The 26,945-nt window shown below is 60.4% G+C and carries 20 protein-coding genes and 3 pseudogenes; 10 read left to right on the forward strand and 13 right to left on the reverse strand.

The features are described from left to right. Positions 1 to 484: 484 nt before the first annotated feature. Positions 485 to 893: pseudogene (locus tag IHQ72_RS35060) on the reverse strand (ATP-binding protein); the annotation flags it as partial. 462 nt (positions 894 to 1,355) lie between these two features. Here IHQ72_RS35060 and IHQ72_RS35065 point away from each other — a divergent pair. The 5 genes and pseudogenes from IHQ72_RS35065 to IHQ72_RS35085 form a co-directional block, all read left to right on the forward strand. Beyond that, a pseudogene (locus IHQ72_RS35065) lies at positions 1,356 to 1,478 on the forward strand (IS110 family transposase); the annotation flags it as partial. Between the two features lie 447 nt (positions 1,479 to 1,925). Next, complete coding sequence (gene aepX / locus IHQ72_RS35070; RefSeq protein WP_258120355.1) at positions 1,926 to 2,909, forward strand: phosphoenolpyruvate mutase; 984 nt, start codon at positions 1,926 to 1,928, stop codon at positions 2,907 to 2,909. After that, positions 2,881 to 4,107, forward strand: a complete 1,227-nt coding sequence (locus IHQ72_RS35075; RefSeq protein WP_258120356.1) for an aminotransferase class I/II-fold pyridoxal phosphate-dependent enzyme — start codon at positions 2,881 to 2,883, stop codon at positions 4,105 to 4,107. Before aepX ends, IHQ72_RS35075 begins: the two co-directional genes overlap by 29 nt. 4 nt (positions 4,108 to 4,111) lie before the next feature. Next, the gene (locus tag IHQ72_RS35080; protein WP_258120358.1) at positions 4,112 to 4,891 is read left to right on the forward strand and encodes a phosphocholine cytidylyltransferase family protein; all 780 of its coding nucleotides are present in this window, start codon (positions 4,112 to 4,114) and stop codon (positions 4,889 to 4,891) included. A gap of 22 nt (positions 4,892 to 4,913) precedes the next feature. Further along, positions 4,914 to 5,522 (forward strand): CDP-alcohol phosphatidyltransferase family protein, encoded by a 609-nt coding sequence (locus tag IHQ72_RS35085; RefSeq protein WP_258120360.1) that lies wholly within the window; start codon positions 4,914 to 4,916, stop codon positions 5,520 to 5,522. Between the two features lie 300 nt (positions 5,523 to 5,822). On the opposite strand, the gene IHQ72_RS35090 is transcribed toward IHQ72_RS35085, so the two are convergent. The 8 genes from IHQ72_RS35090 to IHQ72_RS35125 all read right to left on the reverse strand — a co-directional run bounded on the left by IHQ72_RS35090 (position 5,823) and on the right by IHQ72_RS35125 (position 16,622). Continuing rightward, positions 5,823 to 7,448 carry an asparagine synthase-related protein gene (locus tag IHQ72_RS35090; protein ID WP_258120361.1) on the reverse strand — a complete coding sequence of 542 codons (1,626 nt, stop codon included), beginning with the start codon at positions 7,446 to 7,448 and terminating at the stop codon, positions 5,823 to 5,825. A gap of 837 nt (positions 7,449 to 8,285) precedes the next feature. After that, positions 8,286 to 9,752 carry an alkaline phosphatase family protein gene (locus tag IHQ72_RS35095; protein WP_258120363.1) on the reverse strand — a complete coding sequence of 489 codons (1,467 nt, stop codon included), beginning with the start codon at positions 9,750 to 9,752 and terminating at the stop codon, positions 8,286 to 8,288. Positions 9,753 to 9,794: 42 nt separating this feature from the next. Then, on the reverse strand, positions 9,795 to 11,042 hold the full coding sequence (locus tag IHQ72_RS35100) for a M24 family metallopeptidase (protein WP_258120365.1): 1,248 nt from the start codon (positions 11,040 to 11,042) through the stop codon (positions 9,795 to 9,797). 144 nt (positions 11,043 to 11,186) lie between these two features. Then, positions 11,187 to 12,047, reverse strand: a complete 861-nt coding sequence (locus IHQ72_RS35105; protein ID WP_258124050.1) for an ABC transporter permease — start codon at positions 12,045 to 12,047, stop codon at positions 11,187 to 11,189. A gap of 12 nt (positions 12,048 to 12,059) precedes the next feature. Continuing rightward, on the reverse strand, positions 12,060 to 12,995 hold the full coding sequence (locus IHQ72_RS35110) for an ABC transporter permease (protein ID WP_258120367.1): 936 nt from the start codon (positions 12,993 to 12,995) through the stop codon (positions 12,060 to 12,062). Then, the gene (locus IHQ72_RS35115; protein ID WP_258120369.1) at positions 12,995 to 13,987 is read right to left on the reverse strand and encodes an ABC transporter ATP-binding protein; all 993 of its coding nucleotides are present in this window, start codon (positions 13,985 to 13,987) and stop codon (positions 12,995 to 12,997) included. Before IHQ72_RS35115 ends, IHQ72_RS35110 begins: the two co-directional genes overlap by 1 nt. Beyond that, positions 13,984 to 15,033 (reverse strand): ABC transporter ATP-binding protein, encoded by a 1,050-nt coding sequence (locus IHQ72_RS35120; RefSeq protein ID WP_258120370.1) that lies wholly within the window; start codon positions 15,031 to 15,033, stop codon positions 13,984 to 13,986. The genes IHQ72_RS35115 and IHQ72_RS35120 overlap by 4 nt, the downstream gene beginning before the upstream one ends. 23 nt (positions 15,034 to 15,056) lie before the next feature. Next, a complete protein-coding gene (locus IHQ72_RS35125) occupies positions 15,057 to 16,622 on the reverse strand; it encodes an ABC transporter substrate-binding protein (RefSeq protein ID WP_258120372.1) in 1,566 nt (521 codons plus the stop codon). Between the two features lie 244 nt (positions 16,623 to 16,866). Between IHQ72_RS35125 and IHQ72_RS35130 the strand changes: the two genes are divergently transcribed. From IHQ72_RS35130 to IHQ72_RS35140, 3 genes are all read left to right on the forward strand, one after another. Next, complete coding sequence (locus IHQ72_RS35130; RefSeq protein ID WP_258120374.1) at positions 16,867 to 17,781, forward strand: LysR family transcriptional regulator; 915 nt, start codon at positions 16,867 to 16,869, stop codon at positions 17,779 to 17,781. 179 nt (positions 17,782 to 17,960) lie between these two features. Next, positions 17,961 to 19,145 (forward strand): pyridoxal phosphate-dependent aminotransferase, encoded by a 1,185-nt coding sequence (locus IHQ72_RS35135; protein ID WP_258120375.1) that lies wholly within the window; start codon positions 17,961 to 17,963, stop codon positions 19,143 to 19,145. After that, positions 19,120 to 19,992 carry a phosphonopyruvate hydrolase gene (locus IHQ72_RS35140; protein WP_258120376.1) on the forward strand — a complete coding sequence of 291 codons (873 nt, stop codon included), beginning with the start codon at positions 19,120 to 19,122 and terminating at the stop codon, positions 19,990 to 19,992. The genes IHQ72_RS35135 and IHQ72_RS35140 overlap by 26 nt, the downstream gene beginning before the upstream one ends. Before the next feature lie 143 nt (positions 19,993 to 20,135). Here IHQ72_RS35140 and IHQ72_RS35145 read toward each other — a convergent pair whose 3' ends face one another. Both IHQ72_RS35145 and IHQ72_RS37370 read right to left on the reverse strand, forming a co-directional pair. Next, positions 20,136 to 20,342 (reverse strand): type II toxin-antitoxin system Phd/YefM family antitoxin, encoded by a 207-nt coding sequence (locus IHQ72_RS35145; protein ID WP_258120377.1) that lies wholly within the window; start codon positions 20,340 to 20,342, stop codon positions 20,136 to 20,138. Between the two features lie 116 nt (positions 20,343 to 20,458). Beyond that, positions 20,459 to 20,697 (reverse strand): annotated as a pseudogene (locus IHQ72_RS37370) (Tn3 family transposase); the annotation flags it as partial. A gap of 224 nt (positions 20,698 to 20,921) precedes the next feature. Between IHQ72_RS37370 and IHQ72_RS35155 the strand changes: the two are divergent. Both IHQ72_RS35155 and IHQ72_RS35160 read left to right on the forward strand, forming a co-directional pair. Next, complete coding sequence (locus tag IHQ72_RS35155) at positions 20,922 to 21,170, forward strand: DUF6074 family protein (RefSeq protein ID WP_258120381.1); 249 nt, start codon at positions 20,922 to 20,924, stop codon at positions 21,168 to 21,170. Positions 21,171 to 22,436: 1,266 nt separating this feature from the next. Further along, positions 22,437 to 23,705, forward strand: coding sequence for a class I SAM-dependent methyltransferase (locus IHQ72_RS35160; RefSeq protein WP_258120383.1), 1,269 nt, complete (start codon positions 22,437 to 22,439; stop codon positions 23,703 to 23,705). 611 nt (positions 23,706 to 24,316) lie between these two features. On the opposite strand, the gene IHQ72_RS35165 is transcribed toward IHQ72_RS35160, so the two are convergent. Together IHQ72_RS35165 and ssuD are read right to left on the reverse strand one after the other, a co-directional pair. Then, positions 24,317 to 25,747, reverse strand: coding sequence for an FAD/NAD(P)-binding protein (locus IHQ72_RS35165; RefSeq protein ID WP_258120385.1), 1,431 nt, complete (start codon positions 25,745 to 25,747; stop codon positions 24,317 to 24,319). Then, positions 25,744 to 26,919, reverse strand: coding sequence for an FMNH2-dependent alkanesulfonate monooxygenase (ssuD, locus tag IHQ72_RS35170; protein WP_258120387.1), 1,176 nt, complete (start codon positions 26,917 to 26,919; stop codon positions 25,744 to 25,746). The genes IHQ72_RS35165 and ssuD overlap by 4 nt, the downstream gene beginning before the upstream one ends. Positions 26,920 to 26,945: the final 26 nt, after the last annotated feature.

A 26,945-nucleotide genomic window follows, 5' to 3' on the forward strand; every position in this document is an offset into this window, starting at 1 on the left:
ATTCGCGTCCCCGTCATTTCGAGCGATGGCTTCCGTCATCTACGGCCGCAGCTCTGCGACGCGGCTGTCGTCGGGGGCGAGCACTGATCGCACGTCGCGCCAATACGCGTCGTCGATGCTGGCGACAGAGAAGGAGAAACTTGGAAACGCTGTCGTCAACGCTCCCGCAAGTGCCGCCTCTTCGGCACCGTCCGGAAGCGCGGCCAGGGCAGCCTCGATCGAGGCACGGTCGGGGCAGCTTGGCGGGCGTGTTTTCCGAAATCTCAGCCATACGACAACCTTATCATTTCGGCCCCGTTTGGTCATCCCATGGCCTTGCCGGCCGATCTTTCGAAGTATCTCGGTCGCCCATCTAAACTAACGGGCTCCGCCGTTCAAAAGGAACCCCTTCATTGATGCTTCTGCGGTGAGCGCTCGCCGGGCTGAGCTGGTCAGGGTTGCGCCGCCCAAGCGAGCGCGGATCGGCTTGGCGACGGCCTGATCATCAGGCGCGATTCTTGAAGCGCCAGGATTCGTTGCCGGTCTCGATGATCTCGCAGTGATGGGTGAGACGGTCGAGCAGCGCAGTTGTCATCTTGGCGTCGCCAGCGAAGACACTCGGCCATTCGCCGAAGGCGAGGTTGGTGGTGACGATGATCGAGGTGCACTCGTAAAGCCTCGAGATCAGATGGAAGAGCAATTGTCCGCCGGCCTGGGCGAAGGGCAAATAGCCAAGCTCGTCGAGAACGTCGAAGTCGAGCCGGGTGAGGTAGTCGGCGATGCGTCCTGCTTTCCCGCACAGTGCTCGGTTTCCAGGCGGTTGACGAGATCGACGACGTTGAAGACGCGCCGCGCGAGCCGTTGCGGATCAGGGCCCGAGCAATGGCGATGGCCAGATGCGACTTGCCGGTTCCGGGCAGACAGGGCTCATAATGCCCGTTATTAGCAAGACAACGGAACACGGATATTCGCTACGCCTTTCATCCGCGCTCTGGCGAGGAGGCGGTCGTGGTCGCACGGCAGCGCTATTGCGGTCCTGCCATTGATCGAGGCCCTGCTCAGGGAAGCGGCGAAGAAGGCGAGGGAGGCGGATCATGAAGATCACGCCTGAGGATCTGGCGCGCGGTGCCTATGTCTATGGGCGGGACTGGCACACATTAGTCGAGTTTTGCGGCTTCGTCGGTACGCTCATCACGTCATTCCAATGACCGGCTGTTGCTCGGCATGAAGGGCACGATGAACGGACAAATGATGCGTGGGAACAAAGCGCGTTCAGCGGCGCTATCGACGGGATTATGGTCCATACATGCCGATCGATGGCGTCTTAGCAATTGCAGTGAATTTGAGAATCCGGCTGCTCGGATTCTCAGTTTTGGCGGTCGGCGCTTCTTTCGCTGATCGGGCAATTGCGGAAACTGCACGAGATCGTCAGCGAAATGGATCGCCAGATTCATGCCTGGCATCGCTCAGAACTGAGCCGACGCCTGGAGACAGTTCCGTCATTCGATCTCTCGGAAATGCGCGAGGTCGCGAGATGCGCGCAGCCCCCCGAAGTGCTAGCCTTGGCCAAGCGGTGCCACGACTGACCGGGCCATTCTGGATGCGCCGACGAAACGATCCGGCAGCGAAAAAGGCATCCGGGCCTGGAAACTGGGAAAGACGGTGGGCAACCGACACTACTGCCGGGTTTGTCGAGTGAGCGACACGGGTTGTCGGCTTGGCTCCTGCTCTCCCCATCATTCAAGTCATTGAATAGTATCGAGAACACTTTTCTGGGGCTTTTCCTGCGCAGTTGGCACGACTTTTGAAGCTTCCTTCTAGAATGGCGGCAGGAGCTGCCGACCGATTTCACGTCGTGGATAATATCGCGATCGATGGAACGAAGGGAGGAAAGCAGCATGCCACATCTGCGTCGGCTGCCTATACCATCGGAAAGAGGGCGTGACATGCGGAACCCGGGCGGCAATACAAGCGAATGTGTATCTACGCTTCGTGACCTCATTTGCACCGGTGACGGACCGTCATTCCTTATGGAAGCCCATGACGCGCTCTCCGCGGCGATCGCGCAGCGGTCCGGTTTCAAGGCGCTATGGGCGTCCGGCCTCTCGATCTCCTCCATCCTCGGCTACCGCGATGCGAACGAGGCCTCTTGGACCCAGGTGGTCGACGTCGTGGAACGGATGGCGGACGCAGCGGAAATTCCAATCCTCGTCGACGGAGATAGCGGATTCGGCAATTTCAACAATGCCCGTCTTCTCGCTCGCAAGCTGCGGCAGCACGGCGCGAGCGGCGTTTGCCTCGAAGACAAGGCGTTCCCGAAGATGAACTCCTTCGTCGGTGACCGCCATCCGCTGGCGGAGATCGGCGAGTTCTGCGGTCGCCTGAAGGCGGTCAAGGACCAGGTTCCGGATCCGGAGTTCGTTCTCGTCGCTCGAATCGAGGCGCTGATCGCCGGATACAGTCAGCAGGAGGCGCTTGCACGAGCGAACGCCTATGCGGACGCCGGCGCCGATGCGATCCTGATCCACTCCTGCAAGTCCGATGCGGAGGAGATCTTCACCTTCACGCGAGCCTGGCAGAACCGACTGCCCGTCGTGATCGTACCGACAAAATACCACCGTACGCCCGTTGCTGATTATCGGGCGGCCGGTATTTCCACCGTCATCTGGGCCAACCACAACGTGCGCGCCGCGATCTCGGCGATGCGTCAGGTGTGCGACCGCATCATCCAGGAAGAGAGCATTGCCGGTGTCGAAGGTGAAGTCGCGACGCTCGACGAGCTGTTCGAACTGATGAACTACGGCGAGCTCTCAGCGGCAAATGAGAAATACCTTCCTCGGGCAGTGGACGGCCAAGGACCGCAGCGAGGGGTTCCTTCGAAAAGGATGGATGGAGACGCGCATGTTGGCGCAACGGACAAACTTGTTTAGATCGTCGGGGACAGCGGCCGCCCGCGCCGCGGCGAAGGCTGCCGCTGATGCCGGGGTGGAGATTGTTGATCTCACGGCCGGCGAGATCTGGAGCGATCTGGCACCGACGATCCGGGACGGAGCGATCGAGGCGATTCGACAAGGCGTGAACCGCTACACTGACACAATCGGCTCGATGGAGTTGCGCGAGGCGCTGGCACGGAAGGTATCAGTCGAGACGGGGCAGCTTTGGCGGGCCGATGAGCTGGCCGTGACGAACGGCGCCAAGCAGGCTCTTTTCAACGTGGCGATGACGCTGATCAATCCCGGCGACCAGGTCATCATTCCCGCGCCCTACTGGACAACATTCCCAGCGCAGGTTCAGATCGCCGGCGGCACCCCAGTACATATCGACACGCGAGGAAACGGCTACGTTCCACGGATCGACGACATCCAACGCGTAATCACGCCGCTAACCCGGGCCATCGTCGTCAACACGCCCGCCAACCCCAGCGGCGCCGTCTACGACGCGGAGACTCTTTCGGGCATCGCCCAGCTGGCGATGGATCGGGACCTCTGGATCATCTTCGATGAATGTTACGGCCCCTTCACCCATGATGGCCATCGGCATCATCCGGTTGTGTCACTGACCCCCGAGGTCCGGACCCGGACGGTGATCGTCAATGCCTTCTCCAAAAGCCTGGCCCTCACCGGCTGGCGCGTTGGCTATCTCGTTGCGCCGAAAGAACTGATCTCGGCTGTCAAGGCGCTTCAGTCGCACACGACATCGAACCCGAATGTAGTTGCCCAGCATGCCGTGCTGCACCACCTCCGTGAGGGAGATGGCGCCTTTGAAGCCCGGCTCAAGTGTCGATTGACGGCGGCGCGGCAGGCTGGGCTTACTGCCCTCTCCGAGCTGCAGCTCGTGCCGATACCTGAAGCACAGGGCGGGTTCTATTTCTATCTCGATCTGTCCAGCCTGTTGCGGCCGACGCTCGCCAATGATGACGCCAGGACAGCCGACGACATCGTGGCCGCGCTGCTCGCCCAGGCCGGCGTGGCCGGCGTGTCAGGCACTGCCTTCGGTGATCCCATGGGGCTCAGGCTCTCCTATGGCGTTCCGCCGGAGCAACTCGAGGTGGGCCTCGAGCGTGTCGTTGGCGTCCTTAACGGCTGGAACCGAAAGAATCGTCGTAGCAAGCGAAATAGAAGGGCTTAGACCCATGACTGCAATTGCTCCGAGAGAGGCGGTGATTCTTGCCGCCGGGTTTGGCTCGCGCCTGCGTCCGCTCACCGATCTGCGGCCGAAGCCGCTGGTCGAGGTCAACGGCACGCCGATCCTTCACAACGCCTTGCAGAACCTTGAGGCAGTCGGCGTAAGGGAGGTGACGATCGTTGTCGGCTATCGCAAAGACGCGATCCAATATTCCTGCGGCCGACGCTTCGGTGGGCTCGATATCAATTATGTCGAGTCGACGGTCTTCGACCGCACGGGCAGCGCCTATTCGCTGTGGTTGGCCCGGGATGCGCTTTTGGCCGGGGGCACCTATCTGCTCGAAGGCGACGTGTTTTTCGAACCGGAGGTGCTTCGCTACCTGACGCTGGACGACGCGGACAATGTCGCGGCCGTCGCGCCGTTCAGCCCGGAGATGGAAGGCTCGGCCGTCGTCCTGACGAACGGCGGTTACATTGCCGAAGTGCGGATGAAGCAGACGGCAGCGAATCTCAATGATAGTTCGCCGCCACTCTTCAAAACGATGAACCTGATCCGCTTTTCCGGAGAAGATTTGCGCCGGACGATAGTTCCGTATCTCAATGACATCATAAGCGCTGGAGCCGTCAAGTCGTATATCGAGGAGCTGCTGTCGAATCTCATCCAGCTGAAAGGGCTCCGGATCGCGGCTGGCAGGTGCGACAGCCTCAAATGGTACGAGATCGACAATGAAGCCGACCTGCGCATCGCGGAGGCAATGTTCTCGACCGCGCGCGAGATTGCCTGCTGACCGCAAGCCTGGGGAATGGAAGATGCTTCGCTACCTCGTTGATCCCGCCAATGCCATCACCACGGTCGGGCTACTGTGCTCCTCGATTGCTCTCTATTTCACATTGGCGGGCCACATCGAGCTGGCGGTCGGCGCTGCCCTGTGGGCCGTTCTCGCGGATCACCTGGATGGAGTGGTCGCCGGCAGAACCCGAAACCGCTCGCCCGACATGGCGAAGATGGGGAAGAGCCTCGACGGGTTTGGCGACATCATGTATGGCGCCATCCTTCCCGCGATCATTCTCGTGCAGCTGAATGGCGCCTCGCACGTCTCCTTCTTCGTCGCCACGGCGCTGCTGCTCGCCGGTGCCATTCGCCTGAGCTATTTCGCGAATTTCGGAAAGTCAGATGACGGTCGGTTTTTCGGTGTGCCGCTGTCCTACGACATTCCCTTGATGGCCGCCTTTGTCCTCGTCCAGCCCTTCCTGCCCGCGGCGACGTTCCTGCCGGCCGTGAACATCGTCTTCGCTCTTTTGAGCCTTGCCCACGTGGCGTCGGTTCGCGTGCCATCGCCGAACCGGGCCATGTACTTAGCGATCACGCTCTTCGCCGTCACCGCGTCGACGATCCTCGTTCACCGGGGGACGGTGTGATGCCCGCATTGCCCCTCTCCACTGACGCGTCGATCTTGTTTCCGCCAAAGCTCAAGTCGCCCCGGGTGGATCTACCGTTCATTCGGCCAACGCTGGCTAGTCGCCGAGCAGCCGATGTGCAAGGCATCGACGACGTAGGGTTTTTGCTGTCGCGATCGGAAGGTCCATCTAGACGAGCCATCCCGCCTGTTTGATAGGCGTGATCATATCGCGGCCCGCACGGCGCGGATCACCCGCGACAGATGCCTGTCGCCGGCGTCGAGGCCGAGACTAGCGAACGTCGCAATGCCCCTAAGATACTCATCGGTCACTGCTCCAGGCCGGGTCATCATTCGCAAAGGCATCTGTCCAAATCTCAAATATCAGCATGTTCCAAAGCGTCTGGAACCGCGCCTTCGTGAAGCTGTCTTTGCTTTCGCATATACACGCCTGCACATCGCCAAGTGATACGATCGCATGTCGTTCAACGCGGTCCTTCGTCAGGTACCTTCGCGAGAGTTCCAATAGGGCGTCGCGCATGTCGCCATCATAGCGCAATTGTTGAATCCCCTTCGGGCGCTGAAGAATTTCAGGAGGAAGCAGTTTGCTGATGCTCTCCCGGAAGAAAGACTTGACGTGAGATTCCGTCACTTTTTGTTGAGCGGGGAGGCGTAGGGACAAGTCGAGCAAGGATCGTCTCGATAGCGGCATAACCAACTCAAGTTCCGCGCGTGAAGCGAGCAAGGTCTGCGCACCGATACGTTCGTCCCAGTCAGTGAGTGATTGGCGAAGATTGTCGAAAAGGAGGTCTTTGGGACCTTCTTGATTAGCTGGCTTGATATCTAGCGATCCTGATTGGTCCTTGCGCGAAAGGTCATCGCGCGCGTTGTTCATCCTAAGCCAAAGATCCCTATGGTAGGGCATGCCGCCAAAAAGCGTGTCGCTGAGATTGCCAGAAAAAAGCGTTTGCACGGATCTTGACGCGTCTCGCCACAGGGCGAAAAGGCACGGAAACTCATCATAGCCGCCCGGATTACCCAGAGCTCGTACGGCTTCCTGCATGAGGGAAGCCAAGTCTCGCGCGCCGACGATAATTTCATGATGCTCCAAGCCAAGATGGGAGGCGGTCGCGCGGGCACCTTGGATCTCCGGATCCTCCTCGCCGTAACCAACGGTGAAGCTCCGTATTACACGGCGCGGATCGGCTTCTTTCAGCAGCGCTGCGATCGCGGCGGAATCGATGCCGCCGCTGAGTGAAACGCCGATATCGCCATGTGAACGTTGAAGTGATTCCGCCACAATCCGACGAAGAAGCGACAACAATTCGTCGGACGACAGTAAGTCTCTGGGCTGAGTATACTCATTCGCCTGAGGCGGCAGGCGACGAAGACTGTGCAACGCACGGTCGAATATCTCAACGAAGCCAGCTCGCGCCGGCCGTATATCGCGATGGAAGGTCAATCCAGCCGGCGCCCAACCACGCTCAATGAATGCACGAACGGCAGCGACATCGAAGGCGGGATGAAGTTCCGGAAGCTTGCATAGTGGTGAGTAGGTCGTGGAAAATGCAATGCCAGACGGAAGATGTGCGATGAACAGCGGACGGGTACCGAAGGTATCCCGTGCAATGTGCAATCTGCCACTCGCGGCGTCGTGCAGCGCAATGGCATATTGACCATCAAGGTCGTCGAACGCGTCTTGTCCGCGTGATCGATATTCCTCCACGAAACGATCAGGATCGAATGCAATGCGCTGACGCTTTTCCGTCGCAATATAAGCTACTTCATCGAACAACAGACTCACACCACCACGGCGGAATTGCGAAAGTTCATTTGGCAGATGGTTATCATCGGAACGAGCTTCACCTTGTTCGTTACGTTCGCAGCTGACTAACTCGCTGGCCACAGAGAACTCGCCGTGCTCGTACCTGCCTATGATCGCTGTCATTGCATTCCGCCCCACTCTTTACTCGCGTGAAGAGTGCTCCCGCCGACGACGTTGAACATCCTGCGGCCTTCCAGGCCTGTCGGCTAGGCGGTCCAGCCGGTCCGCCGATTCAGCTTGTCCGGTCTGCCGACTCATACAGCCTCCGATTCATTGACGACGTCTCGCTGAAGCGTTCGGAGAACCCGTGCATGGACCGTGCCAGAGAAAGAAACACTTCAAAGTAATGAGTTAGAGGGATTTACCGCCTGTCGTAGATCCGACATTGATCGGATATAGGACGCCGCGCGGCGGGCGCCCTTCCCATCACCACGAAGCATAGGGGTCACGTATGACGGCAGTTCGACCGAATTAAAGCTTGAGAGCAGACGTAGACGAGCTCGTTGAAGTAGTGGTTGGGCAGGGCGTGTTAGACCGCCGGGTGTCATGACATGCGCCAGAAGCCGTTGGCGACCCGCAGCACTCGCGGCGGCGGACCTCGGCAAGCCGGCGACTGAAGGCGGCGGCTCCGTCAGATCAGCGATGTCGCCGTATAGTTCGGTCTACCCGCTTCATGGAACGTAGGCCACCGCCTGTTCTGGAAGGCGATCGGCTTGATCTTGGCCGGGGCGTGAAGACCACAACGCGCAAGAGTTCGTCCGGGCAAGCGGCAAGCCAATCCCGGCAGGCCCTGCCGCTGGCACTTCGGGCAATGCATGCCGGTTCAAGCGCAGCCATGTACGGCCGAGCCGGCGCTAAACTTCTGTGGGCCAGGGTGCTGCCGGTTCATGTCCTGGGTCACCACCTGGCGATCGTCCCCGATTCCTTTGTTGAAGGCCTGCCTCTGCGCAAACATGCGGCCTACCCTTCCGCCGTCCCGCTCTCGATATAAGTCGAGGGTCCAACGTGAACACGCCGAAGAACCTGCCTGAAACGGCCAAGCCCCACATCGAAAGCTTCACTGCGAATTTCGGGGGCAGCCTTATGTCTTGGCTCAACGATTTCGGTCAGAACGCGGCCGGTCATGCTTCCCGGCTGCGCTATTCTAAGTAGATGCAGAATGGTCGGTGCAAAATCGCAGATGCCGGAAGGGGTTGTGGAGACGGAACCTGCGGCAGGGAAAGCTGAACCAGCGATGATTCCCAGGGCGGCCAACTCCTTCGGATGCAGACCACCATGGACGCCTAGACAGAGGTTGTCTTCGTAGAAAGTACCGCCGACAAGGCCGAATGGATCGATACTGTCATTCGCGCGGAAGGAGAAAGACACATCCGGTGCGCGAGAATGATCGATAAAGACCAGATGTTTGCCAAGGCTTCCCGGGGCGATGCCCTCGGTCTCGTTCTTCGCCTGGGTAAAAACCGGCCCGCACCACGGCTCGCCGGTGATCGTCGCCACGATCCGGGCGACCCGTTCGTCGCTTGGGTCAGCGAGATAGAGCGCGCCGACCTGCCCGGGCACCACCACGACATCGACGTCTAGTGCGGGTGCGGTACCGGGTCGGTAGCCCGCACGACGCAGGCTGTCGACGACCGAAACCTGGGTTTGACCCGTGATGTGTCCGTGGTCGGAGATCGCGATGACCTGTACGCCTTCAGCACGTCCCTCTGCTTCCCACCAGTCTAGCACCCGGCCAAACTGGCGGTCGCAATGCGCGATGATCGACCGAGTTGCCTCAGCGCCTGTGCCATGGAAGTGCGAAGTGATGTCTGGCTCGCCGTAGGAGAGGACTGTCACATCAGGCCGGTATTTCGGCCAGACCACCTCAAGAAATGCTGAGGTGATCCAATCTTGGCCGGCCTTGTCAGGCTCGGTGCTGGGCGGATCTGGCAGCAACGGCCCAAGCAACTCTTCGGCTTCAGCCAGCAGATCGTCCGGCGTGCAGGCCCCGCGGAAATGCCCTGAAAGCCGAACCTGCCGGAAATCCTCCGCCTTGTGGTGGAAAAAGCGAGTCGTGCCGGGCGAGTTGGTGGCCAAGACGGCAAGACTGCGACCGTCCGAAGCGAGGATTTCCCCTAGCGTCTGTGTGGACATCAGCCGCCCACCGCTTTCGAGGTCAAGCTTGCGCAGGAGAACCTCGTCTGCTGTGTCGATGTAGCGGGACGGAGTTACCGAACGGTCGACATATTTGTTCCCAACCATGCCATGCCGGCTCGTCGTCGAACCGGTCACGAAACTGGGAAAGGCCGAGCGGGTTTCGCTTGGATAGACCGTGCGATGGTTCGACAAGGTGATGCCATAGGCCTGTAGTCGGCAGAGGTTCGGTGTCAGGTCGGGTGCGACCAGGTCAGGACGCAGGCCGTCGAAGCTGACGATGAGAAAGCGCATACCGTGTATCTCGCAGTCACGTTTGACAAAGACGCCATTTCGCTAGCAGTCGCATATCGCGAGCTCACGCGACAACGACCAGCATGGTTCGGAAGAGTCGGCGCCGATAATGAATTGATCTTCCAGCATGAACGCTCCGAGGCCACGGATATACCAGGGCAACTCATATGCGAGCACCATGCCGGGCTCGATTTCCGTCGTTTCATCCGCCGAGATGAACGGCCATTCCTCGACGAATATCGACGCCCCGACACCGTGGCCAAAATGGCCGCGACAATACATGTCAAACCCTTGCACATGCATTGTCTTCATCGCAGTCGTATAGACCTCTCGCAATGGCACCCCGGGGCGGAGGCGTTCCAACCCGGATTCGAACGCGATACGCAGGGCACCGTAAATTGCCTGCTGATCCGCGCTCGGCCGACCGAGCACAGCGGTGCGTGCGCAATCGGAAGTGTAGCCGTCAACGACACAGCCAAGATCGAGACGGATCACGTCTCCTCGTTGTGCCGGTCGGCCTTTGCCGGTCGCTCCAGGTCCGATCGTGATGGCGCCGTTCGGCAAAACCGGGCCATGGTATCCCAGCTCGGCTGCGCGTTGCGCAGAGGCCGTGCGGAAAATTGAGAACAGCTCGTCAGCGGTACGGCCGGGCCGGATGTGGGCGATGGCCGCTGCCGTGCCAGCTTCGGCTGATTGGGCAGCGAGCTTCAGCCGGTTGATTTCGCCGGTGGACTTGATCATTCGAAGGCGACCGACGAGCGTCGAGGCATCCGACCAGCGAACATTGGGGCATGCTTCATTGAACAAGGCTTGGTCTTCAACCGGCAGGAAAGCGTTTTCGGTTCCGAGCCGTGCAGTTGAAAGCCCGCGGCCGGCCAGGGCCCCAGCAAGCAGCGCAAATGTTTGTTTGCGGTCAAAGGTTGCTGGTCTCAGACGCACTTGCTCTGGCGGGCGAGCGGTCGAAAGCCGCTCAATGAGATACCCATCGGGGATCTCACTAATGTCGATCAGATCGACCCAAACAGGAAAGGTGACGATGTCGTCAATTCCGGAAGCAGCTCGGAATTCTTCAGCGTAGAAATCGCCGATAATCGCGGTGATCGGCTCTCGTGAATCGGCGGGCACGATCACAAAAGCAGCGCCAGCCCGTCGCCAGCCGGCCGCGCTGCCTGGGCGTGCTCCTGTGCCATAGATGATCGACTCGGGTTGGATTAGTATGATTCCGTCCAGCCCATCCTGCTCCATGAGGATCTGCGCACGCTTACGATTAAGTGGGCGGAGAAACACCATTGATGTATTCCTATTCATAGAAACGGTTCTAGTGGCCGTTCCCACATGCAAATCTTTTAGTTGGCGCTGCTCAAACATCCGACGGTCGTTTCGGCGCTCTGGACTGAGGAGGCTGAACACCAGAACGAGGCAGCTGTATGGGCGTCAACGTGGGCCGTTATCCAACCGGTCGAGCAGCCAGTCGCCCAACAAGCTGATGGAGAGTGTCGTCGCGACGATCAGCACAGCAGGCGCAAGCATGATCCAGGGCGCACGTGTCATATACTCCCGGCCATAGCCGAGCATGTTTCCGAGGCTCGTCATCGGGGGCTGAACGCCAAGGCCCAGAAAGGACAGGCTGGTTTCCATGAGGATGATCTCCGGGAAGGTCAGCGTCATGGAAACAATGAGCGTCGACGAGATATTCGGAAGGATGTGCCGCAGATATACCTGCATTGGGCTCGCACCCAACTGACGAACAGCTCCGGCGTAGCCTTGCGCGCTGGCGGCGACCGCAAGCCCGCGTGCGATACGCGCGTAGCGTTCCCAGCCATAAAGTCCCATCAGTCCAATGAACAGCGGCAAAGCGTTTCCGAAAAACGCAAGCACCGACAGGGAAAGGATGAGGAAAGGCATGGCTGCCTGAAAGTCAGCGAGCATCAGGATGAACTGCTCGACGCGCCCACCAAAGTGGGCCGCAGCAAAGCCCATGGTCGTGCCCAAGCACGCCGAAATCAGCGTTGCCCCAAGGGCGACCAGAATTGAGATACGAACAGATACGATCAGTCGCGATAGAATATCGCGTCCGAGTTCGTCTGTTCCAAGCACATGGTGAGGGTGTAACGGCGAGGCCAGCCGGTTAGGCAGATCAAGCGCGGTGTATTGGTACGGGGCGATTCCATCAGCGAGCAGCGCCACTATGACGATAAAAACGATCCAGAGCACGCTGGCGATGACGGAGAAAGGAATTCGGCGGTGTTTCGTGGTCTCTCGCGTGCCAGTCGCCGTTTCGGTTACTTTTCCCATCATGTTCATTGCTCAGCGCCCCCCGGTCGAGTTCGCGTTGGCCAGGCGCGGATCGAGGATGCCGTAGAGGAAGTCCACGATGAGGTTGGAGACCACCATTGTGGCGGCCACCAGCAGGAGAATACACTGCACAACCGCCAGATCGCGGGCTGTCACCGACACAACCAGCAGATTGCCGACACCCGGCCAGGAGAACACGCTCTCGACCACAACCGAACCAGCGATCAGATTGCCGACCATGAAGCCGACAATGGTAACGGCAGGAATTGCGGCGTTCGGCAGGGCGTGACCACGCACAACCGCGGCCCAGGGGATACCCTTGGCACTGGCAGTGCGAATGTACGGCTGCCCCAGTACCTCCAGCATAGCGCTCCGAATGAACCGTGCGAGCACGGCAGCACCACCAACGCCGAGAGTGATGATCGGCAGGATTAGATGCTGCAGACTGCCCGTGCCGCCGGTCGGCAGCCACGCAAGCCAGATTGCAAGGACTTGAACCAATACGAGACCGAGGACAAAGCTCGGCACCGTATATCCTGCGACCGCCGTGACCATGACGGCACGGTCAATGGCGCTGTCCCGATGCAAAGCGGCATAGATACCGGCTGGAATACCGATGGCCAGTTTCATCAGAAGTGCAGGAAGGGTCAGCATAAGCGTTGCCGGGATACGTCCCAGAACAAGGTCAAGCGCAGGCCCGCCTCCACGCATCGACCGGCCGAGTTCGCCCTGAAAGATCGCTGCGAAGTAATGGAGATATTGGATCCAGAGTGGCAGATCCAGCCCCCACTCCCGGCGAAAGGCGGCCATGGCCTCGGGCGAGGCGTCGTCCCCCATGACGCTGCGGGCCGGATCTCCCGAGAGCCTCAGGACGATGAAGGCGAACGTGACCACCAGCGCGATGGTCAGAACGGCACGCAAGACACGGATAGCAAAAAACCGAAACATCAGGTTTCAACCTTCTTGCTCGGCGGGTTGGTATGGACGGCATGACAAGCAACGGATCGTCCGTCCGGCAGAGTCGAGAATGTGGGGGAGACTCTCACGCACTGCGGCCGCGCGATGGAACAGCGAGGGTGAAACGCGCAGCCGGTCGGACGGGCTGCAGGGTTGGGTGGTTCGCCTTTGAGCATGATGCGCTCGCGCGTGCGCCGGCCTACAACAGGTACCGCTGAGACAAGCGCCTTAGTATAGGGGTGGGTTGGGCTCGAGAGCAAAAGATTTGTCTCGCCATATTCAACGATACGACCGAGATACATCACAGCCGTATGCTGACTGACCTGGCGAACCACTTTCAAATCGTGACTGATGAAGAGGAGAGTAAGACGTAGGTCCTTTTGAAGGTCCATGAGTAGGTTCACGACCTGGGCCTGGATCGAGACGTCAAGAGCCGAGACCGGCTCATCGCAGACCAACAACGCCGGTCGCATGATAAGCGCCCGAGCAAGAACAGCACGCTGACTCTGCCCACCCGACAGTTGATAAGGCAGGCTCGAGGCATGACTCGCATTCAGGCCAACTGCATCGAGCATAGCCAGCGCTTCATTGTTCCGCTTCGATGCAGACCCGATGTCATGGATGTCCAGTGGTTCCCTGACCTGATTGAGGATCGACAGTCGGCGGTCCAGCGCGGCGAGTGGATCCTGGTGGATCAGTTGCATATGCGTGCGCATGCGGCGCCACGCTGGTGTATTGGCGGGCGGCAGTTCAGTACCTCGGAAGAGCACATATCCGCTGTTCGGCCGTTCAAGGCCGAGCGCGATCCGTCCTGTGGTTGATTTTCCCGATCCTGATTCGCCGACGAGAGCCAGCGTCTGCCCCTCTTTCAGAGACAGTGAGACTTCATCAACAGCGTGGACAGGCACCTTTGTTCCGAAGAGCCCCTTCCGCGTCGAATAGCTGCGCGAAATGCCGTGCAGGTCAAGAATGCTTGCAGTCATGCCGGCACGCTCGCCTTTAGTTTTAAGGGCTGCTGGGCCTCCGTGGCGGGCCCTGCTATGCAGGCGGAGAAGCGGCCGGCTTCGGTTTGCGTGAGTGGCGGAATGGTCGCGTCACAAACCGGCATGCGTTGCGGACAGCGGGGCGCAAACGGGCACCCTGGAGGCACGTTTGCCGGCTCCGGCACCTGGCCCTCGATGGGAATGAGCCGTTTCAACGCGCCTTCGAAAGGCGGCAAGGCCGCAAGGAGCCCCTGCGTATAGGGATGCCGCGGACTGGCAAAAATCGAGGCTGACGGCGCTGTCTCGACGATGCGGCCGCCATACATCACTATGATGCGCTCGCAGGTTTCGGAAACGACGCCGAGATCGTGGCTGATGAGAACAAGAGCCATGCCCGTCTCGCGCCGAATGGTAGTCAAGAGGTCCAGTATCTGGGCCTGGATTGTCGCGTCGAGCGCGGTGGTCGGCTCGTCGGCAACCAGGACGTCCGGCTTTCCGGCGAGCGCCGTGGCGATCATGACCCGTTGGTTCTGACCGCCGGACAGTTCATGGGGATAAGCGTCGAAGCGACGTCCCGCGTCCGGCAGGCCAACGAGCTCAAAAAGACGTTTTGTCTCGCCCCGAATGTTCGAGCCCGACACCCCCTGATGTCGCGCGAGAACTTCGCCAATCTGCCGACCAATTCGGATGACAGGATTGAGCGCGCTGGACGGATCCTGGAAGATCATCGCCACGCGCCCGCCCCTAATCCGGTCGAGCCGCATCGCTGATGCGCCACGCAGTTCTTCGCCTTCCAGCCGAATGCTTCCCGACACTGTAGCCGTGCGAGGCAGCAACCCGAGCGCAGCAAGCCAGGTAACGGACTTGCCGCTACCTGACTCGCCGACAATACCGATTGACTCGCCCCGTGCGACCGTGAGGTCGACCCCCCTAATTACCTGGACGCCGCTGAAGTCGACGGAGAGGCCTTCGATCGTGAGCAACGGTTGCGACGACGAAGCCGCCGGCAATGCGGATGCTGGTGCAGTGCCGGCGAGATTTGCCATCGCCGTCCCTCCTCGCGTGGGCATCAGTTTTGCGTATAGGCGGCGTTAAATGGACCGAAGTTCAGGTCAAGTGTCTGCCCCGGGACCCAGGCGATATCCTTGCGCTTGCCATAGAACTGACCGGAGCCATGCAGCAGGACGCAGGGCGGATTCTCGTGATCGATGATTTCCAGCATCCTGCGGATGACCGCGCGGCGAGCCGCTGCGTCCACCGTTGATTTGAGTTTCTCGCCAAGAGCGAAGAATTCCTTGTCTTGCCACATGCCCAGCTTCGGAAGTTCGCCGTTTGGACCCAAGAGACGCCAAGCGTGGGCCAACAAGTCCGGAAAGATTGCCGTGGTCGAATTGTCATAAATCGCGTTGATCGGCTTCTGTTGAATCTGGGCGAAGTTCTCCATCATCTGGATTTCGACATTGAGGCCGACGGTCCGCCACATCTCGACCATGACCTGAGCGCCGGCCACCTGATTGGGATAATAGTTGTTGAGAAGTTTGTACGTGACGGTTTCGCCGTTGTAGCGGCTTTCGCTAAGAAGTTCTCGCGCCAGGTCAGGATCGTAGGCAAGAGCAGCAAAGTCCTCGATATAACCTTCTCCGAAGCTGGGGAACTGAAAGCCGTTCGGCACCAGAACTCGGTTCTGCCACAGCGCTTCGACCAAGGCCTTACGGTCGAGCGCCAGGCTGAGCGCCCGCCGTACGCCGACCTTTGAGACAACGGGTCCCGTTGTGTCGATCGCCAAAGAGCGCGTATTCTGGACCGCGCCACCTGCTACTTCGAGCCCCTGCTGGCTTTCGATGCCAGAGAACATGTCCGGCGAGAGGTCGGTGATGAAACCGACTTCGCCCGCAGTGAGCGCGTTGATACGTGAAGCAAGCTCCGGGATTATCCGATACTCGATACCAGCGTATGGCGGCTTTCCACCCCAGTAGTCATCGAATGCCGCCAGCACGATGTTCACGTCGAGCGACTGGCTGACGATGCGATACGGACCGGTGCCGACGGGCGCAGCGATCCACTTGTCCCAGGATCCCGCGGCTTCATAAGCGCGGCTACCGACGATTTCCGATGCCCAGGAGGCGAGACGCATCTCCAAAAGCGCATCATCGCCCTTAGCGTGAACGAGGACGGTGTGGTCGTCGGCAATTTCAACGCGGTCAACGGTATCGAGCGTTTGCATGGCGACGGTCTTGCCGGCCTTACCGGGTCCGAGCAGATGATCGGGGCTGAGCGAAAAAGCGACGTCGCGGGCGGTAAAGGGACTGCCATCGTGAAAGGTCACGCCTTTGCGCAGGAACAGGCGTAGCGACTGCCCGTCAACGCGCTCCCAGCGCTCGGCGAGTGCCGGGCGTAATGCCATCTTTTCCGTCTGATCAAAGCCAATGAGCGTATCGAACATCTGTGGGACGACGCGTCGCGTGGCTGTACTGTTGTAGAGGACTGGTTCAATGGCCGCTGGGAAGCCGGACATGCCGATCCTAAGCGTGCGGCGATCGGCGTCCTGGGCCTTCGCTGAAGGTACTCCAGTCATTGTCAGAAGACCGCTTGCCGCCCCGGCTACCAATAGATTGCGTCGCGTTGTCAAAAACATGTGCGTACCTGTCTCCTGTGCAGCTTCGCGAACAACCACGTCGCTCCGGGCTTGTGGGATCTCTTTCTACGCCCACGGATACTCTCTCAGTCCAGCCGAGCGCGGCGGAAAACCACCTCATTGATGAACTATTGTCGCGGCAGAAGATCAAAGCATTTTGTTACAGGCAGGTGACATGTATCGAATATTGCGATAGCAAACCATCGATTCCGGATGGGTTGCCGCGCGTGCTCAAGGGGGGGATTTGGCCGAGGAAAAAGATCTTTCGCTCAACGCCGTTCGGGCTTTCGTGCAGGTCGCACGCGACAAGACCGTCACCAGGGCCTCGAAGACGCTTGGCATCACCCAGAGCTCCGTGAGCCGCCACATCGCGGTGCTGGAGGAATATTTCGGCGCCAAGCTGCTCGAACGGCGCGGGCGTCAAAGCCAGCTCACGGATTTCGGGCGGCTGTTCGCCGATGCCGTCGCCGAACCTCTCGAGACGATCCTCTTCACGGCAATGCGGATGCGCCGCCGCGGTGACAGGAAGGATGCCAACCGGCTCGTCGTCAGAACCTCGCTCTCGACCTTCGCCTATACGCTGCTCATTCCCAACTTGAGCGACTTCTCGAAGGAAATGGGCGGCGTCACGGTCGACGTCATCAGCACTCTGTCGGCCCCTGCTTCGGACGACAGTTTCGACGTGCTCCTCACCCGGGACCTAACAGTGAGCGAACCGGCGGATCGCTGGGATTTCTATGACGAGCACCTCGTCTGCGTCGGATCGCCAAACTGTGTCGCCGGCCGCGGGCTCGAAGCGCTGCGCACCACCCCGATGATTGCCGTCACCTCGCGGCCGGACATCTTGCCGATCTGGCTTCGCGGCATGGACCTGAAGACGTCGGATATTCTTTCGGGGGCGCGCTACGACCACCACTATCTGGCCCTCCCGGCGGTAACGACCGGCCAGACCTTGCTGGTGACACCCTATATCATCGTAGCGGACCTGATCAGGCAGTGCCTTCTGGACGTGCTTCCCGGCTCGCGGGCACCGAGCGGCATGCAATATCGGGCCTATGCGGTCGATCGCAGCGGCAACCCCGATCTCGCCCGAGCCTTCTGCCGCTGGCTCACTAGGCTCTGCCGGAAAAAGACCGAAGAGGAGAGCACCGGGAAATAAATCCTGGCCGCAATGATGCATCGCAGAACGCGATCCTTTTGGCCGCTTTTCGCGATGCCAAAACTAGCGAGCTTGGGGCGCCCCATCTAGCTCTGGGCATAACTCGCTGCTTTGAGGAAAGTCCATTGCCCTTACTCGCCAAAAGACTGCAGGCCGTCCGACCCTCCCAGACAAAGGCCATGACTGCCAAGGCGTGTGCCTTGCGCGAACAAGGTGTCGATATCGTCACGCTGAGCCAGGGCGAACCGGACTTCGACACGCCAGAGGCCGTCCAGCAAGCCGGCATTGCCGCCATTCTCAATGGCAAGACGCGATATACCCCGGTTGCTGGCGTCAAGCCGCTGCGCGAGGCGATCCGGCAGAAGCTTCTCCGCGACAACGGGCTCGATTACGACATCGATCAGATCACCGTCGGCTGCGGCGCAAAGCAGGTGGTCTTCAACGCACTTTTCGCCAGCCTCGACACCGGGGACGAGGTCATCATCCCTACGCCCTGCTGGGTTTCCTATCCCGACATGGTGCGGCTTGCCGGCGGCGAACCGGTGCTCGTTCCCTGCCCTGAGCGGCTGGGTTTCAAGCTGAAGCCACAAGATCTCGCGGCAGCTATCACGCCGCGCACCAAATGGTTGATGCTGAACTCGCCGAACAATCCGACCGGCGCGGTCTACTCCAGGGCCGATCTGGCCGCCCTGGCCGAGGTCCTACGCCGACACAGCCATGTCCACGTCCTTTCGGACGATATCTATGAAAAGCTCGTCTATGACGTGCCCTTCGCGACGATGGCCGAGGCCGCGCCGGACCTCATTGAAAGGGTGCTGACGGTCAACGGCGTATCGAAGTCCAGCGCCATGACCGGCTGGCGCCTTGGTTACGGGGCTGGTCCGAAAGAGCTCATCAAGGCGATGAACACGATCGAGGGCCAGACCTCGTCGCATACAAGTTCCATCTCGCAATATGCCACGATCGAGGCCATTGCCGGCAACCAGGATCACATCGCCGAGTTCGTGTCCGCCTTCCGAAAGCGTCGCGATCTCGTCGTGGAGCAAATCAATGAGGCCGAGGGCCTGAGCTGCCGCGTGCCGGACGGCGCGTTCTATGTTTTCGTCTCCTGCGCCGGCGTCATTGGCAAGGTGACCGCCACGGGCAAGGTGATCGAGAGCGACATGGATTTCGCCATGTATCTGCTGGAGCAGTTCGGTGTCGCCGTGGTGCCCGGCAGCGGGTTCATGGCCTCACCCTATATTCGCGTTTCCTATGCCGCATCAGAAGACGAGTTGAAGCGCGCCTGCGGCCGCATTTTCGCCGCCTGCACCGCCCTGTCCACAAGCGAGAAGACGTATGAGCAAAGCGAAGCAACTGCGTGACCGCATGGCCGAACGCGGCCTCGTCCGGATCATGGCCGCCCATAGCCCGCTTTCGGCCGTCCTGGCCGAGGAAGCCGGTTTCGACGGGATCTGGGCCTCAGGCTTCGAGCTCTCCGCCCTTTACGGTCTGCCGGACATGAGCCTCATCTCGATGACGCAGCACCTTGACATGCTGCGGGCGATCGCTGGCCGGTCGTCGCTGCCGATCGTCGCCGATATCGACACCGGCTACGGCAATGCGATCAATGTCATCCATGCCATCTCCGAATATGAACGCGCCGGCGCCTCGGCGGTTGTCATCGAGGACAAGACCTTCCCGAAGGTCACCAGCCTCGCCGCCGGCGGCCGCCAGGAACTACTTCGGGTCGAGGAGTTTCAGGGCAAGATCAACGCGGCCATCAGCACCCGCACCGACCCTAACTTCCTCGTCATCGCTCGGACAGAAGCGCTGATCGCCGGTCTCGGCGAAGAGGAGGCCCTGAAGCGCGCAGCAGCCTATGAAGCGGCCGGCGCCGACATGATCCTCATCCACTCGAAACAGAAGGCGCCGGACGAAGTTGAAAGCTTCGTGCGTGCCTGGAGCGGCAAGGCGCCGATCGTGATCGTGCCGACGGCGTATCCGGAGATGAACGAGGAACGTATCAAGGCGCTCGGCAGGATCGCGATCGTGATCTATGGCAACCACGCGATCCGCGCTTCGGTCACGGCGATGAAGGATGTCTTCGCGCGTATTCTCAAGGATCGCGGCATCCACAACGTCAACCTAGACATCGTTTCCGTCGAGGAGGTGTTCCGTCTGCAAAGGATGGATCAGGTCAAAGTCGACGAGGACCGCTTTCTGGAGTAACGGCCGACCGAACATTGTGTCTGACTCTGACCAGTGGATGAGCTGTCGCCATGACGAAGCGAGAAATTTGCCGGCTGCGGGAAGTCGTCCAAGCCGACATTGGCGCGACGAGGCCGCACGGCTGATCGCTGTCGAGGTGGAACTCATCCTGCGAGGTCAGAACGTGCCGATGACACGAGAGACCATTGGATGTGGCGGGAGACGTGCTTGTGCCAGTTTCGTGGGCGATCCGGCACAAGCCGTGCAACGACCTTCCCGCGCCGGGTGACGGCGATTTCCTCGCCCGCCTCGACCTCAACCAGCAAGGCCGAGAACCGGGATTTTGCCTCAACGACGGCAATGTTCTTCATGACGCCCCCAAAAAACTGACCATATGGCCAGAATATAAGCGAAGGTGACCTGTCGTCCAAGCGGTCAGAACACGAGCTGCTCAGAATGTCCGCTAAGGTCGAACGGAGCATGAACATCATGCCGCCCGTCGGATTGGTGCTGGCAAGCGAAGCGATCGACGCCTTCGGGCATCTGGTGCTCAGAATCCCAGGTGAGGTTGATGTGTTCCCAACTGCGTGGCGATACGTGTTTGAGTAGGTCATTCGGGATAGTCCGCACTGCGCAGGTGCGTCGCTGCTTGGTCAAGATAGACGGAGTTCCATGAACGATGGCGCTGACGACGAAATTGAGACCGGAAGCGCGGGATGCCTTGGCTCTAGAATCCCACTTAGTCGGTGGATGCCGTTTCAGGGACTGACCCTCACGAAGCCCTCCCTTTCGCAACGTTCAGGTTGGTCCCTCAGACTGACAGCCCAACGCCGGATTGGGCAGTAGGGCGCCCCTTGTTCCACTGATGAGCACTTTGCACAATTGCGCTGTTAACTAAATCTTTTAACCCGCCAATGCTTATTTGCGAAGCTGAAGGCGTGAGGTGATCGATGGGTGAATCAAATATAATCGCGTTTCCGCTGCATCGTCGGCGGAAATTGGTCGAAGGTATCGCGCGGGTTCTGGAATCCAAGGACGGGGAGGACGCGAACGCGTTCTGGCGCAGCACCGTCAAGACAATTCTCGTCCAACTGTCCGAATCAGGAATTGGACCGGGGCTCGCCGAACAGGAAATTGGAATGCTTCTCCGTTCTGTCTTACGCGACATAGCCACCCGGTCTGCGAAACTGGCACGATAGCATCGGCTCGCGAGGAAGGCTTGCCGTGTGAGAACCCCGGGGCCAGGAAAGACCCTCGACCTAATCCTGTTGCCTGGCACGGCGGCCGCGAGCGCAGCAAGCCCATGAGTACTTCGAACATTCGTGGCGATCGGCTCAACGCGACGATTCCGTGGTGTTCGGGCAACCTGCCTGCGACCAAGAGCGAAACGGAGGGAAAACGGCCATAATCGCCAGCATCGGGTCGATGCCGCTGAAAAAGTCGATTCTGTTTTCTTGATGTTTGCCAGGAGAACGGACGATCATGGCTGGTCGCTAATGTCCAATCGGCGAGCTCGGTTTCGTCTTCTGCTGCTCGGCAACAGGAACTCTTGAACCCAATCCAGCTTTCACCAACTCCATTTTTACGCGTCGCCCGCGCTATAGACGCCGCGACGTATACAGCGCCCCTCTCAGAGTGGGTGTGAGCGCGGGATTCCGTACGAGATCCGATGTGTTGGCAGGGAGGCCTGAAATGCGCCGGGATTATCGGAACTGGGATGCTGTGATGTTTGGTCGGGCATCGGATTCATTCTGATTCTATGGTCCACGCCGATCCTCAAGGCCCTAAGCGAGTGATTCAGAAAGACAGGGCGGCGCTTAGCACGCCCTCCGGTATCGAATGTGAATTGTCAGAAGCAGCCGAACTGCAAATCCGCATCCCGCCCTCGACACTGGTGACAACCAAAGTGCGAGAGCTTCCGCGAGTGACTTCGAGAGCCCAGTCGATGTCCCGAAAAGCGTGAAGAGGCTCCTAGTCGCCTCTGATCTTGAACCCCAGTTTCTATCCCTTTGAGTTCGTTTCCGGCATTGGTGTGCCCTGCTGGGCGGGTGAAGCGACGGGCGCTGGCGCGGAGCCTTTCGCATAGCGCAGCGCGAGCGACCGTCGCGGACTGAAGGTGGTGGCAACTCGGCCGGTGTCTACCAGGCTCTATGGCAGGAAGGCCTCGCGGTCGGTTCGAGGCGCATCGTATCCTCCGCGAAGCAGCACGCGAAATTATCGTCACAAGCCTTATAAGCGCTTCGCGTTCGACGCTGTCCAATTTCCGACAATGTCGGATACGGAGTCCGATCCACCGGATTGCGATTAAATGGTTTTCGCATCTGGCACAGTACATGCACGTTGTCGGCGAACACGTGATCGACCAATAAGATGTCACATGATCAGCTCATCATAAACGCCGCCACGGAAAAAATTACTTCGCCCGATGCTTATCGCCCGTCTCGTCACCACAACCGGAGCCATCGATGTCTGAAGGGCTGCCCAGGATACCTACTGCGACCGCGCTTGCCCTGGTGACGGACTACTCCGGCTACCCCTTTACCGACGAGGGTAAATTGACGGATTTCCTGCTTGATGACGGCATGCAGGTCGTCATCCCCCGATCACCTTCGCCGATCGTCGCCCATATGGTGTGGTGGAAAGTCGGCAACATCGCGCCCACTGAGGAGATTCCAATGTCTGAAGCGAGTCAGGAAAAGTTGGACGCATTCTTGGGGAAAATGATCGGCGATCTTGGTGCGATCGCTACGGGCGCGGGAGTCGTGCTGGGAGACAGACTCGGCCTGTTCAAGGCATTGCGCGAAGGCGGCAAGATGACGGCCGCCGAACTTTCGACACGCACCGGCACCCAGGAACGCCTTGTAAGGGAATGGCTTTCCGGGCAGGCGGCTGCGGGCTACGTCGACTACGATGAAGCCAACGACGAGTTCTATCTCAACGCCGAGCAGGAACTGGTGTTCGCCGACGAAGATAGCCCGGCCTTCATGGCTGGCGCATTCGAGTTCCTATCCGCGCTGTGGCTCGATGAAGAAAAGGTCAGGCAGGCATTTCGGTCCGGTAAGGGCGTTGCATGGCACGATCATAGCGCGTGTCTGTTTCGCGGCACGGAACGGTTCTTCCGGCCAGGCTACAATGCCAATCTGATCGACTCCTGGCTGCCCGCTCTGGAGGGCGTGGTCGAGAAGCTCGAACGCGGCGCGGCGGTCGCGGATGTCGGATGCGGTCATGGCGCATCGACGGTGCTGATGGCACGTGCTTTCCCCAATTCGCGCTTCGTCGGCTTCGATTATCACGCCCCTTCGATCGAGCGCGCCCGAAAGGCGGCCGAGGAAGCCGGTGTCGGCGCCAACACGCGCTTCGAGGTCGCGGCCGCCAAGACCTATCCCGGCACCTATGACCTCGTCGCTTTTTTCGATTGCCTTCACGACATGGGCGACCCAGAGGGCGCCGCCACCCATGTCCACGGGTCGCTCAAGCCGGATGGCACGTGGATGATCGTCGAGCCGTTCGCGCATGATCATCTGGCGGCGAATCTCAATCCCGTCGGACGCGTCTACTATGCCGCGTCCACGTTCCTGTGCACACCTGCGTCCGTGTCACAGGAAGTCGGGCTCGGGCTTGGCGCCCAGGCCGGCGAGGCGAGGCTGCGCAAGGTTGTGACCGCCGGCGGCTTCAAGCGATTCCGCCGCGCCGCGGAGACGCCGTTCAACTTGGTGCTGGAGGCCCGCCCCTAGCGCGGGCGTCGCTAGAAGGGAAATTGCAGCTCATCGCATTTGGTTAAGATCGCCGCCAAAATTCGGACGCACGCTTATCGGGTAGATTTTCAAGGAAGGCACACGCAGCCAAGCTCGCCGCCTAAGGCATTCTCAAAGAATTCGATATCCGACGACACGCACCGGGCTTCCGGGGTTTACGCAGAGATCTCTGCCGAGCCGCCTTCTCTAAACCACTGACGTCGATGTCCGGCGGCAGATTCTTTTCCTCGCTGCGGCCACAAGGCGAGCAGCCTCGCTGTAGGGGTCTTCCCGCCCGTGCTTTTTCGACCCACTTACCTGAAGGTAGCGCCGCGGTGGCTGATCGTCTCGGGTCGCCGTCATCATGGCGGCTGGTGTCAAAGGGGACGGCGGTGGGAAGTCAGGGCATGGAGATCGGCACGTCGGAGGTCGAGCGGATCTGAACGGAGTTCAAGCTGACTCGCCGCAGCCTTCAAATGTCCAGCTCGTCCTCTCCGGCGACAAAAGCGAAACGCCAGGGGCGGCACGCGACCAGTGGCCTATCGGATGCGCTTCCACCTTCGTAATGCGTTCCATCAGTACCATCTGGATAGCCTCTCGTTCTTGCAGCTTCACGACGCCTTGCGGCGCAAAGCTGTTCGGTATCCCAACCATTGATGAATTTCGGCGGCGATGCGCTCGGCATGCGCGGTGACTTCGGGAATTCCCATCAGTTCGCCAACGCTGCCGCGCGCCAGCGGCCCGCTGACGAAAATGCTGCCAATCGGCCGCCCGGATGTGCCGACCGCACGGCCTTGGCTGTCGGTCGCCAAGCCAAGTCCAATCGGGTCGAGCCGGGCCAATCCCATCCGCGCGAGCGCCGCAATCGCCGTGTTGGTCCGCAAGATATCGGCATGCGCCGGCCCGGTTGTCACGATCACGCTGTCAAAAGCCTCGGCAATGAGACGCCGTTGGCCACGCAGTCGCTGCCCGACGCGAATGCGTCCGGCGATCTGATCGGCGCCGACAATCGATGCGGCGCGATAGGCAAGCCTGCCCTCGGCAACCTGGCGATCGAGCACGTCCATGATCTGTGGCGCAACACGGAAGCGATGCACATCCCACAGCGCGCGAAGATGGCGCACCACACGGCGCTGCTCAGCGAGCGGCAAAGCCTGCCAGATGACCTGTCCCTGCCGCCGGACGGCGTCGAGGACGGGATGCCAGTCTTCGCCAGCCCGAGCGGCTGTAGCAATCGCGGTGCGGATGCGCCTGAGCAGCACTGTGGCGCTGCGTGAAGGCAGGGTGGTAAAGTCGCCGGCCGGATCGACTGCTTTCAAAGCATGTCCGCGCGATCTGTAACCATGGCGCGAAAGTGCCGTGATGCGGCCGCGATGGCCCTTGCGGTGAAGCGTCGCGATCACGTCCGCCGATGTCAGTCCGGTGCCGACGATGAGAACATTGTCATTGCGGCCGACCGCTTCCAGCCTCTCCAGATCATAGGGATTGGCCACCAGCCCGGCCTTGCCAGCCACGGACTGCAGGGCCAACGGCAAGGCCGGGGGCGGATGCGTCGTCGCAATGACCAGAGCGTCTGCCACAAGCGCTGCGCCGTCAGCAAGGATCAGCCGGTAGCGCTCACCACTGCGTTCGACCGAAGCAACGGCGGATCTGACATGCCGGATCGTTTTGCTTTGGAGAAAGCGCTGGAGGTGGTCTTCCACGTAACGGCCGAAAACGCGACGCTGCGGGTAGAGCGCTCCATTGGCGGCAACAGCCTCGACATCGTCCACGATGGCGCTGGTTTGCTCCAGCCAGTCGGCGAAGTGGCTGTCCTGGCCGGAGATCAGCGTCATCCTCGACGCCGGCACATTGATGCGGTGTGAAGGATCGGGCGTCGAATAGGCCAGACCATAGCCGAGCCCCTCTCGGGGCTCGACGACCACGATATCGGCAGTTCCGGCGGGCAGAAGCCGCGCAAGATGAAACGCAGTCGCCGCGCCGGAAAAGCCGCCGCCGATGATGACTACGACCGGCCCTCTGCCCGATTCTCTGGCGCTCAAGATTGACTCGCGCGCAGCGCCGATGGCCGATGATCGCCGGCCACCGTTTCGCCAAAAGGTCCCATGTTCACGGCCGTCGGCCGCGTCGAGATTTCATGATCGAGCGGCAATAGCGGTAGCACCAGTTCGCCAAAACGATAGGCTTCCTCCAGATGCGGATAACCGGAGAGGATGAAGGTATCGATGCCGATACGCCGGTATTCGTCGATCCGTTCCGCCACCGTGGCCGCATCGCCGACCAGGGCGGTGCCGGCGCCGCCGCGAACCAGGCCGACCCCGGCCCACAGGTTGGGGCTGATTTCCAGCTTGTCGCGACGGCCGCCATGCAGCCGGCTCATGCGCGACTGGCCGACAGAATCCATGCGCGCGAAAACCTTCTGCGCCTCGGCGATCGTCCTATCGTCGAGGCGGCTGATCAGCCGGTCGGCATCGGCCCACGCCTCGTCATTTGTTTCGCGGACGATGACATGCAATCGGATTCCAAAACTCACCGCTCGTCCCGCCTTCTCGGCAAGGCCGCGCACATGGTCAACCTTGGCGGCGACGTCGGCCGGCGGTTCGCCCCAGGTCAGATACTTGTCGATCTGTTCGGCGGCGACCGCGTTGGCTGCTTCCGACGAGCCGCCGAAATAGAGCGGCGGATGTGGCGTCTGCACGGGCGGAAACAGCAGCCGGCCGTCCTCGATACGGAAGTGCTTGCCTGCGAAGGCAACAGTCTCGCCACGCAGCACGGCCTTGTAGATGTCGAGGAATTCCCGCGTCACCTCATAGCGCTCGTCATGGCTGAGGAAGATGCCGTCGCCCTGGTTCTCGACGGGGTCGCCGCCGGTGACAACATTGATCAGCAGGCGTCCGCTGGAAATGCGGTCGAGTGTCGAGGTCATGCGGGCGGCGAGCGTCGGAGATTGCAGGCCCGGCCGGACGGCGACAAGGAAGCGAAGCCGCTGCGTCAGCGGCGCCACAGCCGACGCCACGACCCAGCTGTCCTCGCAACTGCGTCCGGTCGGCAGCAGCGCGCCATAGTAGCCGATGGCATCGGCAGCTTTGGCGACCTGGGTGAGGTAGGGCAAGTCGACCGCCCTGCCCCCCTCGGAGGTGCCGAGATAGCGACTGTCGCCATGGGTCGGAAGAAACCACAGGACCTTGATCCTGTCGTTAGTGGCAATGCTCATGAATGGTCCTCTGTGCCTTGAAGATG

Origin of the sequence: Mesorhizobium onobrychidis (assembly GCF_024707545.1) — a bacterium.
GTDB classification, from domain to species: Bacteria; Pseudomonadota; Alphaproteobacteria; order Rhizobiales; family Rhizobiaceae; genus Mesorhizobium; species Mesorhizobium onobrychidis.

What these genes read in the sequence shown, in the direction of transcription:
- aepX (WP_258120355.1), top strand. Translation starts at nt 1,926, where the DNA reads ATGCGGAACCCGGGCGGCAATACAAGCGAATGTGTATCTACGCTTCGT.
- IHQ72_RS35075 (WP_258120356.1), top strand. Translation starts at nt 2,881, where the DNA reads ATGTTGGCGCAACGGACAAACTTGTTTAGATCGTCGGGGACAGCGGCC.
- IHQ72_RS35080 (WP_258120358.1), top strand. Translation starts at nt 4,112, where the DNA reads ATGACTGCAATTGCTCCGAGAGAGGCGGTGATTCTTGCCGCCGGGTTT.
- IHQ72_RS35085 (WP_258120360.1), top strand. Translation starts at nt 4,914, where the DNA reads ATGCTTCGCTACCTCGTTGATCCCGCCAATGCCATCACCACGGTCGGG.
- IHQ72_RS35090 (WP_258120361.1), bottom strand. Translation starts at nt 7,448, where the DNA reads ATGACAGCGATCATAGGCAGGTACGAGCACGGCGAGTTCTCTGTGGCC.
- IHQ72_RS35095 (WP_258120363.1), bottom strand. Translation starts at nt 9,752, where the DNA reads ATGCGCTTTCTCATCGTCAGCTTCGACGGCCTGCGTCCTGACCTGGTC.
- IHQ72_RS35100 (WP_258120365.1), bottom strand. Translation starts at nt 11,042, where the DNA reads ATGGTGTTTCTCCGCCCACTTAATCGTAAGCGTGCGCAGATCCTCATG.
- IHQ72_RS35105 (WP_258124050.1), bottom strand. Translation starts at nt 12,047, where the DNA reads ATGGGAAAAGTAACCGAAACGGCGACTGGCACGCGAGAGACCACGAAA.
- IHQ72_RS35110 (WP_258120367.1), bottom strand. Translation starts at nt 12,995, where the DNA reads ATGTTTCGGTTTTTTGCTATCCGTGTCTTGCGTGCCGTTCTGACCATC.
- IHQ72_RS35115 (WP_258120369.1), bottom strand. Translation starts at nt 13,987, where the DNA reads ATGACTGCAAGCATTCTTGACCTGCACGGCATTTCGCGCAGCTATTCG.
- IHQ72_RS35120 (WP_258120370.1), bottom strand. Translation starts at nt 15,033, where the DNA reads ATGGCAAATCTCGCCGGCACTGCACCAGCATCCGCATTGCCGGCGGCT.
- IHQ72_RS35125 (WP_258120372.1), bottom strand. Translation starts at nt 16,622, where the DNA reads ATGTTTTTGACAACGCGACGCAATCTATTGGTAGCCGGGGCGGCAAGC.
- IHQ72_RS35135 (WP_258120375.1), top strand. Translation starts at nt 17,961, where the DNA reads ATGACTGCCAAGGCGTGTGCCTTGCGCGAACAAGGTGTCGATATCGTC.
- IHQ72_RS35140 (WP_258120376.1), top strand. Translation starts at nt 19,120, where the DNA reads ATGAGCAAAGCGAAGCAACTGCGTGACCGCATGGCCGAACGCGGCCTC.
- IHQ72_RS35145 (WP_258120377.1), bottom strand. Translation starts at nt 20,342, where the DNA reads ATGAAGAACATTGCCGTCGTTGAGGCAAAATCCCGGTTCTCGGCCTTG.
- IHQ72_RS35155 (WP_258120381.1), top strand. Translation starts at nt 20,922, where the DNA reads ATGGGTGAATCAAATATAATCGCGTTTCCGCTGCATCGTCGGCGGAAA.
- IHQ72_RS35160 (WP_258120383.1), top strand. Translation starts at nt 22,437, where the DNA reads ATGTCTGAAGGGCTGCCCAGGATACCTACTGCGACCGCGCTTGCCCTG.
- ssuD (WP_258120387.1), bottom strand. Translation starts at nt 26,919, where the DNA reads ATGAGCATTGCCACTAACGACAGGATCAAGGTCCTGTGGTTTCTTCCG.